Genomic DNA, 13436 nt, shown 5'->3' with positions numbered 1-13436 from the left:
TCGCGGCAAACCGCCACTTCTACTTGGCAAAATGCGTCAACCAGTGACGGGGTTTGTTGTCGGGCAGTTGAACGATATGGTCGATCTTGTCCGTCATCACCCAAGCCATGGGCTGCTGGTGCAAGGGAAGCATGATGATCTCATCCTTGACCATCTGCAGGGCCTTGGTCTGCAGCGCCAGCCGCTTGCTCCTGTCCATCTCCGTCGAGGCCTGTATGACCAGCTTGTCGATTTCAGGATAGCTCCAGCCTCCCCAGTTGAAGACACCGGCTTTGTCCGTCTTCGTCTGAATCATCTGAAGCAGGATGGAATAGCTGTCGAGCATCGGCTCGTTCGCCCAACCGATGAGATAGACATCAGCCTTGCCATTGGTGCGTTTGGGCGTTTGAGCAGCCACCGGTGCAATATCGAGCTGCGGTTTGAAGCCGGCACGGCTCAGCATGTTGACTATACCCTGGCAGAGCTCTTCTTCGTTGACATAAGCGTCTGTCGTGCACACGAGCGTGAAAGCGAAATCTTTTGCTCCAGCCTCTGCCAACAGTTTCTTGGAGAGTTCAGGATCGTAGGACACCGGCTTGTCGAGCGCCTCGATGTAACCCGGAATTTCGGGGGCAATGATCGCACCCGCCGTGCGCGATTTACCGCGCATGATGCGTTTCTGGATCAATTGCGGGTCGAGTGCATGGGCGAATGCCTGCCGCACACGTAGATCGTTGAACTTGTTGTCATCACCGTTGGTGAGCTTCGGCTTGCGATTGAACCCCATCATGACCGTCCTCAGATCAGTCCGCTCCATGACCTTGAGTTCAGGCTGGGCCGAGAGGCGGGGCAGGTCCTGGGAGGGGGCGTTATCGGTGAAGTTGATCTCGCCTGACAGGAGAGCCGCAACACGGGTGGCTGCCGATGTTATCGGCGTGAATTCAATACGATCGACATTGGTTTCGGACTTGTCCCACCAATTCGGATTCTTGACGAGAACCGTCTTGCTGTCCGGTACCCGGCTTTCAATAACGAAAGGGCCGGTGCCATTGGCATGATAGGTCGCATAGCCCTCAAGCTTTGCGCCGACGTCGGTCGGCTTCAGCGAATTGTTGTCGGCGAGCCAAGCCGCATTGAAGATGTGAATGTTGGTCAAATCGTTGAGCAGAAGCGGATACGGGCCCGTCAGCTCGATGTCGATGGTATAGTCATCAACCTTTTTTGCCGATTTGTAGGCGGGCAGATTTCCACGCAGGGGCGAGGTCTTGTCGCTGACGCGGGTGAGCGAGGCCAAGACGTCATCGGCGGTAAAACCCGCACTGTTGTGGAACTTCACTCCCTTGCGCAGATGAAACCGCCAGACCGTGTCCGACACCGTCTCCCACGATGTGGCAAGGGCCGGTTCAATCTTCAGCTTGGCGTCATATCGAACCGGGCCTTCATAGACGTGGTTCAGGAAAGCAAGCGTATAGCTGTCCCCATAAGAATAAGGATCGAGCGAATATATATCATGGGGCGCACCCCATTTGAGTGTTGCGGCTTGGGCCGGAAAAATCAGGCTCATCGCCACCGTGGCCGCGAGACCAAGTTGCTTCAACATTGTGGTTTGCTCCGCTTCTGGACGTTTGCCGCCTCCTTGAACGGAGGTCTTGCCTTGGTTATCAGACAGCGCCAAAGGCGCTGCAGATCAGTCGGTCATGCGCGTCAGCCAAAGCCGCGGCTTGTTGTCAGCCCGAATTACGACGTTCTCGATCTTGCTGGTCATCGCCCATGCCATTGGCTGCTGGTGCAGCGGGATCATGATTGCCTGATCCTTGGCAAATTTGAGCGCGGCGGTTTCAATGGCCAGGCGCTTGTCGCGATCCTGCTCCGTGGCGGCCTCTTTGACCATCTTGTCGAGTTCGGGATAGGACCAGCCGCCATAATTTGCGACACCATCGGCGCCATGACGGGTGGAAAGCACCTGAACCAGGATCGAATAGGCATCAAGCGTGGGCTCGTTGGCCCAGCCCACCATGTACACGTCGGATTTACCGCTCGAGCGTTTTGGTGTCTGCACGGCCCGTGGGCCGATGTCGAGCGTTGGCTTGAAGCCGGCACGCGTCAGCATGTTGACGACACCAGAGCAAACGTCCTCCTCGTTCACGCTTTCATCGTTCATGCAAAGATAGGTAAAGGCAAGGTCGCTCTTCCCGGCCTCGGCCAGAAGCTTGCGCGACAATTGCGGATCATAGGTCGCAGGCTTGTCCAGCTCCGCGCTGTAGCCCGGTATTTCCGGCGCAACCAATGTTCCGGCGGGATGCGCCAGTCCGCGCATGACTTTCTTGTTGATCAGATCCCGGTCAATCGCATGGTCGAACGCCTGCCGCACCCGCAGATCGTTGAACGGATTGTCACGACCGTCCGTCAGCTTTTCCCGGCGATTGAATGCAATGGAAATGGTTCGCAGATCCGAGCGCTTATCGACCTTGATATCCGGCGTTGATTCAAGGCGACTGATATCCTGGATAGGGGCCGCGTCAACCAGATCAACCTCTCCTGACAATAGAGCAGCTACCCGCGTTGCCGCGGATGTAATCGGCGTAAACTCAATGCGATCGATATTATGCTTTTTCTCGTCCCACCAGGCGTCGTTCACGATAAGGATCGTCTTGGCGTCGGGAACGCGGCTTTCGAGCTTGAAAGGCCCGGTTCCGTTGGTGTGATAGGTTGTATAGCCCTCGACCTGCGCGCCCACATCGGTGGGCTTCTCGCTCTTGTTGTCGACCAGCCATTGCGCATTGAACATGAAGATGTTCGTCAGATCGTTGAGGAAGAGCGGCGATGGCGCCGAGACTTCGATATCGACCGTATAATTGTCGACCTTTTTCGACCCGACGTAGAGTGGAATATTACCCCTCAACGGCGAGCTCGGATCACTCACGCGCTTAAGCGATGCAATGACGTCATCCGCGGTAAAGTCCGCCCCATTGTGGAATTTCACGCCCTGGCGGAGCTTGAAACGCCAGTACTTATTGTCGATGAGCTGCCATTCCGTGGCCAGCGCCGGAACAACCTTGAATTCCGGCGTGTAGCGGACCAGGCCCTCATAGATGTGATTGAGAAATGCCAGATTGGAGGTCGAGCCGTAGGAATAGGGATCGAGTGAGAATATGTCCCGTTGCGCGGCCCACCGCAGTGTCGCAGCCTCTGCCGCCGTTCCAAACAATAGCAACGATGTCATTGCCACCAAGACGGATTTTTGCAGTCGCGTCATCGGTATTTCCTCCTCCCGTGAGCGCTGTCGCTAAGCATGGCTGCGACTTTTATTTCCTTCCATAGGCCACAAGGATTCCGCTTTGTCAACTATATTGTCGACAATTTTCTTTATTATTGGCACCAATAAAGTATACAGTTTAAACGGTGGCGAATCTGTTTCTCAGGAAATTGGATAGGTTCCTCGCAAACAACCCCTATCAAGTGCGTCGAGGTAGCTGCGGTCGACGGCATCTATCCCGGTTTAATTCTGCGGGGAAGTCCCGAGTGGACAGAGGTTCTTGCCAAGGAAAAGGCAAGCAATTTTGTAACCACACTCCTGACATCGTTCACCTATGACAAAGTTTGAATCTGCTAACTGCTCCATAAAAGTCCTTGGTAACGTTCAGTTTGACTTGCCGATAGTTGCCTCGCAGCGCGGCATTCCCATCAAAGCATAAGTTTGGCTATTCAGGTGAAGCTCTCTGCATTACCTCTGGATTCACGCGGGACGAAATAGCGAGAATGGAAGGCGGCCTTGAGATTGACGAAGTCAAATTGCATCGCCTTGCTCACGCGGTTGGCCTGAAAGAGACTGATCATTTGCATTGAGTAACAATTCGAGGCAAGAAAAATGCCGTGGTGTGTGCGATACTATGACCGGGATTTTAATCTCGAAGAGAACTTTGATCCAAATGTCGTTGAGGAAATCGAACGTTCAATTGTTGATCGAAGGGATCTGCTCCGCTCTTTTGATATCGTATTTCATGGCGAAGATATAATCTACGACATTACATTTTCTGAATCCGCGGATCCAAACGAATTGCCGTATCACGCAACTCACGGCTCCCATTTGCAGCGATTTGACGAGGTTTATATTTTTCATGCAATTAGGGATGGAAAAATTCCAAACCTGCTTGTTCTTTACGAGAATAGCAACGAGGAGGAAGCTATATATAACGAGGTTAGATTTCCGCTGGCTGTGACGCGTCAATAGTCCTTTCTTCATTCACGTCAAAATACCCTGAATCGCTAGATGGAGAATCGGGTTCGCGAGCATCATTATGGAGCGAAGCTTCGTAAGGATTCTTCTCCGTTTCCTAAGCGCCCTGATCCCCGCGTTCCCGGGCAAAGTGAGTGACTCCGAAAGCGGCCACCTATTCGAGATACGGTGTCAGCACACCTTCGATCCATTTCATGAATGCGCGGACCCGGCGCGACAGATTACTTCGATGCGCTACGACGAGGGACACGGCGAGCGCCCCGCGTCGAAAATCTGGTATGATCTCCACAAGCGTTCCACTCTCTAGGTATCGGCCAATCCCCAACAGCGGCGCCTGAATCAGGCCAAGGCCGGCAAGGGCAGCAGCTTCGTAGGTCTGCGCGCTGTTGACGTGTAGCGCACCTGGTAACTGAAGCGTCGCGTAGCTGTCGCCGTCCGGATATTCCCATCCATAGGGTTTTGCGCCCAATATCGTCGAAAAATGAATTGTCCGATGTTCCTGACGCAGGAGATCTTCAAGCGATCGCGGGACACCATAGCGCGCCAGATAGGCGGGGCTGGCAGCATTGACCATGCGCAACAGACCCAGTGGGCGGGCGATTAGCGTCTCGTCTCTTATGGGTCCAAGCCGCAATACACAGTCGAACCCCTCTTGAACCAGATCGACTTGCCGATCCGTACTCGACACCTCCAGTTCCAACTCGGGGTGAGCCGCCATGAAATCCGGCAAGGCCGGCACGATCATTGTGCGCGCCACCTCGGTCGGAAGATCGACCCGTAAACGCCCGCGCAGTGCCACACGATCGCCTGCAAACATCGAGTGCAGGTCATCGACTTCAGCAAGCAGATCGCGGGCGCGGGCATAAAATGCGCGTCCGTCCTCCGTCAACTGCACGCTGCGCGTGGTCCGGTGCAGGAGCCTGACACCGATATCTTCTTCCAGCTTCCGGACTGCCATTGAAGCCCTTCCCTTTTGGATGCCCAGGCTATCGGCTGCGTGGGTGAAGCTCCCCATTTCCGCTACCCTTATGAAAATGAGGATGGGTTCGAGATTCTGCATTTTCGTGCCTCGCTATTGTTCTCCACAGAGAGAACAGTGAGTTCATTTCCTCCGTGTTTATCATATCCAAGAGACACAGTAAGCTCCGAATACTGGGATCCCCCATCGGAGAATGACAAATGTCCGAAATTATGAACTTACATCAGGTGCCTCAAACTATGACCTTACATCGCGTCCTGTGGGCCGGCCGCATGATGAGCGCGATTGTCGTTATCGCTCTGGTGGCAGACGGTACTATTCAGCTTTTCGCGCCGGCACAGATTGCGGGCATGTTGCAGGAAACCGGGTTCGCGATGGACCTGACCCGCGTCGTGGGTCCGATCGTACTCACCTGTGCCATCCTCTACGCCATTCCGGCCACCGCCGTCCTCGGCGCGATCCTGGTGACAGGCTTTTTGGGAGGTGCCATCTGCGCCCATGTCCGCATCGGTGAATTGGGGTCGCCGCCGGAACTTATCTCCCTGCTTCTAGGCGCGATGACTTGGGGCGGCCTCTATGCGCGCGATCCCCGCATCCGCGCCATTCTGCCGCTCATCCGTTAAATCAACAAGGGCAGTGCTCTGTCCCTCAACATCAGGAGAAAACGCATGTTTTTAGTAATGGGAACTACCGGAAAAGTCGGTGGTGCAACGGCACGACATCTGTTGGCACAAGGCAAGAAAGTACGCGCGCTCGTCCGTAATCGCGAAAAGGCGGCTGGTTGGGCGGACCAGGGTGTGGAGCTGGTTGACGGCGACTGGAATGACTCGGCCGCCATCGAGCGGGCGCTCAAAGGCGTCGAAGGCGCGTATGTCATGTTGCCCCCTGTCTGGGCGCCGTCGCCCGATTACAAAGAAGCAAAGGGCGTGATTGCAAATTATGTCGAGGCGCTCACCAAGGCAGCGCCGCCACGCGTGGTCGCGCTTTCGTCGATGGGCGCGAACAGAACCAGCGGGCACGGGGTGATCATGGCCTTGTCGCTCCTGGAGCAAGGTTTTCGCAACCTGACATCTCCGGTCGCCTTCGTGCGCGCAGGCGGATTCTTCGAAAACTTCCTTTACGGGTTGCACGTCGCCCAGGGCGGAACGCTACCGGCCTTCTACAATCCGACAAACCGGAAATCGACCATGGTCGCGACGAACGACATCGGCGCGGAGGTCGCAACCCTCTTGACCGGGCCAGCGTGGTCGGGGCAGCGCATCGTCGAGCTTGGTTCGATGGTCAGCGCGGATGAAGTCGCCGAGCAATTGGGCGAAGTCCTGAATCTCGACGTGAAAGCCTTTGCAATCCCGCGTGCAGGGTGGGCGGAAGCGTTAGAGCAATTCGGCATTCCGAAAGGCCACACCGGATCTGCTGAAGAAATGTACGAGGCCGTGAATGCGGGATGGATGGACCTCGGAGCCGAGGGTACGGAATATATAGCGGGTACAACGTCCGCACGCGAAGTCTTCGAGACCGCGCAGAACGCCGCCAAGACCTAAGCCCCGGGCAGGATCAGCCATGACAGAGACTACCCGCTCCTGCGTCGAACGCGTCGAGGGGAGCACCCAACAGTTCAAGCCAACACGATGCGCGTCTACTCCTGCCCAATCTTCTGAATCTCCGGATAGCGGACTTTTTGGCTTGGTAAAAATCCGCTATCCGCGTCTCTTCATTTCATAGCGGCCCGACTGCTCCCGGCCCCATCTCGGTCATTCGATGTCATTAGCTCAAATCGCGGTTAAAGCACGCTTGTCCAAGGACATTGGCCATGTGACCACCTCCACTTCTGGCTATTTTACGAGGCAGGCGGATCGACCTTTCTCGCTATCGCAGATGACAATGGATAACCTCTTACATCACTGATATTTGGCAGCATCATCGATAAATGCGGCAACTTCAACGGGTTTTGAAGCCAGCGAAGCATGGCTGGCTTTCAGCGTGATGATCTTCTTGGCGCCAAGGCGGCCCGACATGAATTCCTGATTGGCCGGATGGATCATGTGGTCATCACTGGAAATCTGATACCAGCTGTTTTTGGACTTCCACGCCGGATTGCTGATCTCATTGCCGAATGTGCTGGCAAGCGGCGCTTTCTGCGTCACACCCATCACAAGYCCTTCATCGGCGGTCAGGTCCTGACAGAAACTTTCGTGGAACTTGTCCTGCTTSACCCARAGATAGCCATCGCTATCKGGYGCAAGATTGGCAGCACCAGCCGGWGGGTTCTTTTGCGTGATGCCGCCGGGGCTTTCGCCCGCATCGGGCGCAAAGGCTGCAATATAAACCAGCCCCACCACATTCGGGTGGTTGCCCGCCTCGGTAATGACAGCACCGCCATAGGAATGGCCCACCAGCAGCACGGGACCGCTCTCCTGCGCAATCATTTTGCGCGTGCGCTCCGCATCATCCGCAAGCGACGTCAAAGGCAGTTCCACGGCTTTCAGCGACGTATGGCCGAGCCGTTTCAATTCAACAATAACCTTGCTCCAGTGAGCCGCCCCACCCCAAAATCCATGCACGAGAATAATCGTCGGAGTCTGTGACATCTGGTTTTCTCCCTTGGCTGAAAAGCAATCAAAAATTGTATGAAAAGATGGTTTTCCACCCTACCTTGCGATCCGCTATGCAAATGAAACTACTTGGTCGTATAGCCGCCGTTGACCAGAATAGTCTGGCCTGTCATCCACCACCCGTCGGATACGAGGAAACGAATGTAGGGAACGATATCTTGAATATCGGTAAGCCCTGTTTTCGAGAACTTAGACAAGGCAGCTGCGGATTTATGATAGTCGACCGCATCCGTGCCTTCGGCAGGGTAGAAAAACGGTGTATCCATCGGACCCGGCCCGATCGCTGTAACGGAGATGCCGCGTTCGCCAAACTCTTTTGACGCTGCACGTGTGAAATGTTCGACTGGCGCTTTGGTGCCTGCATAGGCAGAATAGAATGGTGTGTATGCACCCAATAGCGACGTCACGAGTGTAACGATCTTACCGTTGTCATTGAGATGTCTACCCGCCTCTTTTAGGAAGAAAAAAGCTGTCTTTGAGTTTACCGCAGTCATTTCGTCGTATTCTGCCTCGGTGATCTCGACAAATGGCTTTTTTAGAACTTTGCCAACAGTGTTGATGGCAATGTCGGGTTTGCCGACGGCTGCTATTGCATCGGTGAAGAGTTGTTCCACTGCTCCCGCTGTTGTCAGGTCAGCCTGGAAGGCTATGGCGTGGGCGCCTTGTGCTTTCACCGCTGCGACGGTCTCGTCGGCTGCCGCCTTTGTTGCCGCGGTATTGTAGTGAATAATAACAGCCTTGGCCCGGTGCTGAGCTAGATCGCGGGCAATCAATCCTCCCAGATTCTTCGCGCCTCCTGCTATAAGGACGGTTTTCCCCTTGATCGCATGATCGGTCATACCTTGGTCTCCTTAGCTATACGCGGTCACCCGCTGTGGACGCGTTCATAAAAATCGATGATCACAAATCTCGGATGACATTTCGCAGCACATCTGCAAAAGACTTAATCGTGTCGTCCCCACGGCTATTGTGGCGTAAGAAGAATTCTATGTGTCCCGCATCGGGGAGAAGCTTTTGTGCAATATCCGTTGCAAGTACCTCGTCACCCGAAAGTAGAATACGATTGAATAAAGACATTCCCCAACCAGATTGGACGGCCGCACGGGCAGCCATCACATCATCGCTTTCGAAGAATATGGTCCAAGTCATGTTCGCGTTATCCAGAAGCTGGAATATATGATCGCGAAGAAACGTTGGGCGGGGTAACATCACTAAGGGAATTGGTGTATTCGGCTGTAAAATCTGCTCTGCATTTCCGACCCAAAGCAGTTTCTCCCTAAGAAGTGTCTCCCCCCGTTTTTCACCTTCCTGTTGAGCGCCAATAMTCACGTCAAGACTGCCAGCATCCAACTTTGATATCAGATTGACCGTTCTTTCTGTTTCACAAAGCAGCTCAAATCTGGGATGTAGACGCCTGATTTCCGTCAGCAAAGGAAATAGCATAGGAAGACCAAAGCCAGGTGTGAAGCCGAAGCGTATCGAGCCTTCCAATTCAATCGCTGAGAATTGTCGGCGAATTCGTTCTGCTATTCTCAACACCTGTCTCGCATAGATGAGCAAAGTTTCTCCTGCGGTGGTGAGGCAAATATCCTGATGCGATCGTGTGACGATTTGCTGCCCGACCAGGCCCTCAAGGCGCTTCACCTGTGCGCTTATTGCCTGTTGAGAGAGATGCATACGTTCAGCAGCGCCGGTAAAGCTACCTTCTTCTGCCAGGCAAACCAACATATCCATCAGTACTGGATCAATCGCCCGACTGAACATGTTTGAATTCTCCTTGCATTACAATCGTTGCGCGCCGCGCAATATTATTCGTGGCCATGTAAGTTGGAAGACAACGTAATGACCAACATAATTAAACGACTTTCCAAGTGAGATTAGTTCCAAATTTAAATAAGTCCCACAATTTTTGATTGTCGATTCCACAAAGGTTTTTTGTTTCCCACTGCCATCATGCCGATTGCATAACTACCACGGGCCAAGTGGTCATAAGGGAGTTGCAGGTGTCGCATTTTGGTCAGGCTGGCGCGCTCGGTCCACTTTGGGATTTACGGGTAGACGTTAAGCTACCGCTGAAGGAGAAGCTATGCAGTATCAGAACTGTCGGGAAGATCTGCAGGCGAGTGGCGTGCAGAAGGCAACCATCGTCGGCGGCGGTGTTATCGGAGCGTCCTGGGCAGCGTTGTTTCTTGCACACGGTGTGGCGGTAACAATCAATGACCCTGATCCTCTTATTGCCGACAAAGTTAAAGTTTTGATCGACGGTGCTATTCCTGCCCTTTCCGAATTGGGCTGCTGCACAGATGGAATGATGGAAAGATTGTCATTCGAACAAGATTTGGCAATGGCTGTTGCTGACGTGGATCTCATCCAGGAATGTGGACCGGAGCGGATCGATTTCAAGAATGATCTTTGGCGCAGGATTGAAGCCGCTTCGGCAGACAACACGCTGTTCCTGTCTTCCAGTTCCAGCATCCCCGCTTCCGTTCAAAGCGGAAGTATGAAGCAGCCGGAACGACTTATGATCGGCCATCCCTTCAATCCGCCTCATCTGATGCCATTGGTTGAAGTTGTACCTGTCCCCAAATGCGACCGCACGTTGGTTGCGCGCGTCATGGCTTTCTACCGTGGGGTTGGCAAGGTTCCGCTGGAATTGAAAAAAGAAATACCCGGCTTCGTTGCCAACCGGCTTCAGGCCGCAATCTTTCGGGAATGCATGTACTTGGTTCGCGAAGGTATTGTTTCGATACGGGATCTTGACGATATCGTCACCAATTCCCTCGGCATTCGGTGGGCATCAAACGGCCCATTCCTTTCGTTTCATCTCGGAGGCGGATCCGGCGGAATGGCGCACTTTGTCGAACACCTTGGTAAGGGGGGAATGGAGCAGCTGTGGTCCACATTTGGATCTGTATCCTTTGACTTTGAAACCAGCCGGCTCCTCATTGATCAGGCGCAGGAGTTTTATGGCGATCGTTCAATCATGGAACTAGCGGAGAATAGAGACGAGAAACAAGTTGCTATCCTTAAAGCGCTTGATGGCGTCGCGGTATCTGCTGGGACTTGACCGCAACGAACCAATCTTCGCGCTCTCCGAGAGCATTGTGGATGTGATTATGAACATGTTGACCAATTTGAACGAATTGTGAGGGACTATGCTCGACTATCCCATCGTTAAAAATCACGCTGATTTAGCACAGGTTGTCGATCTCATTTTGAACGAAGCAGGATTGGATAGGGCTTTTCAGGGAGGCAATCTCACATTTGCGGGCTTGGACCCCATCCGCAGAACGCACATTAAAGTGGGAGCAATTTCAGCAGCTGTTATTGCAGCAAATTCGATCGCAACCTCAATTCTATGGCGCGAGCGCACTGGAGAAGGTCAAGATATACACGTGGATCTTAGAAAATCATACGTGACCCAGAGCCCTTGGCAGGCAAATCTTGCCCAATATACGACAATGAACGGCACGTCCCAAATGATGGGAGGGAATATTGGCCAATTGGGCGCGCTGCTGCTTCCCACGCGTGACAATCGCTGGGTTATCCTCGCATCACTTTATGCCACCAATACTGAAAGAGTTTGTAAGCTGTTGAATTGCGGCATTCTGCCTGAACAGCTCGAAAAAGCGACGCGTCAATGGGATGCAGCCGATCTGGAAAAAGCCGCGCAAAATGCGGGTGTTCCATTGGCAATATGTCGAACAAGTGATGAATACAGGGCGACGGAACAATACAAATACAATGCTGCCGCGCCTCTTATTCATATTGAGAAAATCGGAGAGAGCCCTGCGGAGCCACTGCCGAGCGGGGAACGTCCTTTATCCGGACTGCGGGTGTTGGGGATGACTCACGTCGTGGCAGGTCCTACAGTGCTGCGCCAATTGGCTGCGCAGGGCGCTGACTGCCTTAATCTGAATTCTTCACATTGGGTCGAATTGCCAGCCATTTATTGGCAGTGTTACGCGGGAATCAGGCAAGCGTTCAAGGACGTCAGGAGCGATGCGAACATTGGCGATATTTACGCGCTTGCGAGAGAAGCGGACGTGTTTGTTCAAAACTTGCGCCCGCACATGGCCTCCCGACGGGGCTTTTCCGCTCAAACCTTAGCAGAACACCGGCCTGGAATTATCTGTGTTGACATGAGTCTCAACGCGCCGAAAGGGCCTTGGGCCGACTGGATCGGATATGACTTCATCGCAGGAGGCCTGACAGGGCTTTTTTGCGATATCGGGTCAGCAGACCAACCCCGATTGCCAAATGATGTCAACGTTGTTTGCGACTTCATGACCGGATATCTGGCGGCCATTGGAGTTCAAGCCGCGCTACTGCGAAGGGCACGCGAAGGTGGCAGTTATCGTGTGTCGGTCAACCTTGCTCAAACGATTATGCTTGAACAGGCAATCGGCCTCATCGATTCCGACACCCTGATGAAACTTGACACACTTGGAGACGACCACAAGCCGCTTCCTCCGCACCTTCAGATGGGCCAGACGGCGTTCGGTGAATTTACACGTCTTGGCTCTCAGGTTGGCATGTCGAAGACGCCGGAGTACTGGTCCAATCCGATTATTAATCCGATCGGATCAAGCCGGGCGGAATGGTTGCCGCGCGAGCCACGTAAGGCATCCAACGTTAAGTGGCTTCGGCGAGACTGAAGTCATGGATAATAGCAACAAAGTTACCCCAGAACGGCTATACATCCTGCAGGCACAGCCGCCTATGATTATCTCCCTCGATCCTGATCGTGGTGTCGCAGAACAGGTGATCTCTAACCTCGCCGGAATACCAGATGGCATTCAGGTAGATGGTCCGGGCAAGATTATCTACTGGACCAATATGGGTGTCAGACCGAAGATCGGTGAGGATTTCATAAATCGCGACGGGTCGATCGAGTGTTGTAGTCTTGACGGACAAAAACATGCAGTGCTGGTCAGTGCTGGCACTATTGTAACGCCGAAACAGCTTCAGCTCGACACGACTAACGGTCTGCTCTACTGGTGTGATCGCGAGGGTATGGCAGTGATGCGCTGCCGCGTGGATGGCAGTGAACTCAAATTGCTCCTGCGCACCGGCAATTGGCCAGAAGATACGCACGACATCCTGCGTCATTGTGTAGGCATCGCGCTCGACATGCAAAACAGGCATATATATTGGACTCAGAAAGGCCCTCCTGATGCCGGACGAGGTCGCATTTTTCGCATGGGCATCGACCTGCCGTTAGGTGCTACAGCAGAAACGCGTGCCGATGTCGAACTTCTCCTTGATGCGTTGCCAGAGCCAATAGACATCGAAATTGATCATGATCGCCACCAGCTTTACTGGACGGATCGAGGCGATTTGGAAGGTGGCAACAGTTTGAATCGTGCCAACATCACGCCGGAAGGACTAATGAACCATCAGGTGTTGGCAACCGGGCTACTGGAAGGCATCGGGCTTGCTTTGGATTTGGAGAGACGGCGTGTTTTTCTCAGCGATTTGAGTGGAGCCATCCGTGTACTGGCAATGGACGGAGGTAACATGGCTACAATTCACCAGAGTGCAGGAGCTACCACTGGCCTTGCCTATTGTGCTGAGTAAGGCTGAGTTTGGGTTCAGGGTGGTATATGAAAGAATGTTTGGTGCAATG

At 53.6% G+C, this 13436-nt stretch carries 12 protein-coding genes; 6 read left to right on the top strand and 6 right to left on the bottom strand.

Annotation, left to right across the window (positions count from 1 at the left end):
• Nucleotides 1-19 precede the first annotated feature (19 nt).
• Entirely contained in the window at nt 20-1579 is a 1560-nt protein-coding gene (locus AB4Y96_RS13040) for an ABC transporter substrate-binding protein (RefSeq protein WP_441917863.1), read from the bottom strand.
• 87 nt (nt 1580-1666) lie between these two features.
• Nucleotides 1667-3235: an ABC transporter substrate-binding protein gene (locus tag AB4Y96_RS13035; RefSeq protein WP_441917861.1), complete on the bottom strand. Its 1569-nt coding sequence runs from the start codon at nt 3233-3235 to the stop codon at nt 1667-1669.
• A gap of 612 nt (nt 3236-3847) precedes the next feature.
• Here AB4Y96_RS13035 and AB4Y96_RS13030 point away from each other — a divergent pair.
• Nucleotides 3848-4210, top strand: coding sequence for a hypothetical protein (locus tag AB4Y96_RS13030; RefSeq protein WP_441917860.1), 363 nt, complete (start codon nt 3848-3850; stop codon nt 4208-4210).
• 160 nt (nt 4211-4370) lie between these two features.
• Here the strand turns inward: AB4Y96_RS13030 and AB4Y96_RS13025 are convergent, their stop codons facing one another.
• On the bottom strand, nt 4371-5276 hold the full coding sequence (locus AB4Y96_RS13025) for a LysR family transcriptional regulator (RefSeq protein WP_441917858.1): 906 nt from the start codon (nt 5274-5276) through the stop codon (nt 4371-4373).
• Nucleotides 5277-5395: 119 nt separating this feature from the next.
• Between AB4Y96_RS13025 and AB4Y96_RS13020 the strand changes: the two genes are divergently transcribed.
• Together AB4Y96_RS13020 and AB4Y96_RS13015 are read left to right on the top strand one after the other, a co-directional pair.
• On the top strand, nt 5396-5818 hold the full coding sequence (locus AB4Y96_RS13020) for a DoxX family protein (protein ID WP_441917856.1): 423 nt from the start codon (nt 5396-5398) through the stop codon (nt 5816-5818).
• A 45-nt stretch (nt 5819-5863) separates the two neighbouring features.
• A complete protein-coding gene (locus tag AB4Y96_RS13015; RefSeq protein ID WP_441917854.1) occupies nt 5864-6736 on the top strand; it encodes an NmrA family NAD(P)-binding protein in 873 nt (290 codons plus the stop codon).
• A 357-nt stretch (nt 6737-7093) separates the two neighbouring features.
• On the opposite strand, the gene AB4Y96_RS13010 is transcribed toward AB4Y96_RS13015, so the two are convergent.
• The 3 genes from AB4Y96_RS13010 to AB4Y96_RS13000 form a co-directional block, all read right to left on the bottom strand.
• The gene (locus AB4Y96_RS13010) at nt 7094-7783 is read right to left on the bottom strand and encodes an alpha/beta hydrolase (protein WP_441917852.1); all 690 of its coding nucleotides are present in this window, start codon (nt 7781-7783) and stop codon (nt 7094-7096) included.
• 89 nt (nt 7784-7872) lie between these two features.
• The gene (locus AB4Y96_RS13005) at nt 7873-8646 is read right to left on the bottom strand and encodes an SDR family oxidoreductase (RefSeq protein WP_441917850.1); all 774 of its coding nucleotides are present in this window, start codon (nt 8644-8646) and stop codon (nt 7873-7875) included.
• 61 nt (nt 8647-8707) lie between these two features.
• Nucleotides 8708-9571 carry a LysR family transcriptional regulator gene (locus tag AB4Y96_RS13000; protein WP_441917849.1) on the bottom strand — a complete coding sequence of 288 codons (864 nt, stop codon included), beginning with the start codon at nt 9569-9571 and terminating at the stop codon, nt 8708-8710.
• A 322-nt stretch (nt 9572-9893) separates the two neighbouring features.
• On the opposite strand from AB4Y96_RS13000, the gene AB4Y96_RS12995 reads away from it, so the two are divergent.
• The 3 genes from AB4Y96_RS12995 to AB4Y96_RS12985 all read left to right on the top strand — a co-directional run bounded on the left by AB4Y96_RS12995 (nt 9894) and on the right by AB4Y96_RS12985 (nt 13387).
• Nucleotides 9894-10874 (top strand): 3-hydroxyacyl-CoA dehydrogenase NAD-binding domain-containing protein, encoded by a 981-nt coding sequence (locus tag AB4Y96_RS12995; protein WP_441917847.1) that lies wholly within the window; start codon nt 9894-9896, stop codon nt 10872-10874.
• Nucleotides 10875-10962: 88 nt separating this feature from the next.
• Nucleotides 10963-12465 carry a CoA transferase gene (locus tag AB4Y96_RS12990; RefSeq protein ID WP_441917846.1) on the top strand — a complete coding sequence of 501 codons (1503 nt, stop codon included), beginning with the start codon at nt 10963-10965 and terminating at the stop codon, nt 12463-12465.
• A gap of 4 nt (nt 12466-12469) precedes the next feature.
• Nucleotides 12470-13387 carry a 3-hydroxyacyl-CoA dehydrogenase gene (locus AB4Y96_RS12985; protein ID WP_441917845.1) on the top strand — a complete coding sequence of 306 codons (918 nt, stop codon included), beginning with the start codon at nt 12470-12472 and terminating at the stop codon, nt 13385-13387.
• The last annotated feature ends 49 nt before the right edge of the window (nt 13388-13436 follow it).

This window comes from Phyllobacterium sp. TAF24, assembly GCF_052113785.1.
In the GTDB taxonomy this organism is placed as follows: domain Bacteria; phylum Pseudomonadota; class Alphaproteobacteria; order Rhizobiales; family Rhizobiaceae; genus Phyllobacterium.
Note: the sequence above shows the minus strand (reverse complement) of the source record. Positions and strands in the feature narration are given on the sequence as shown.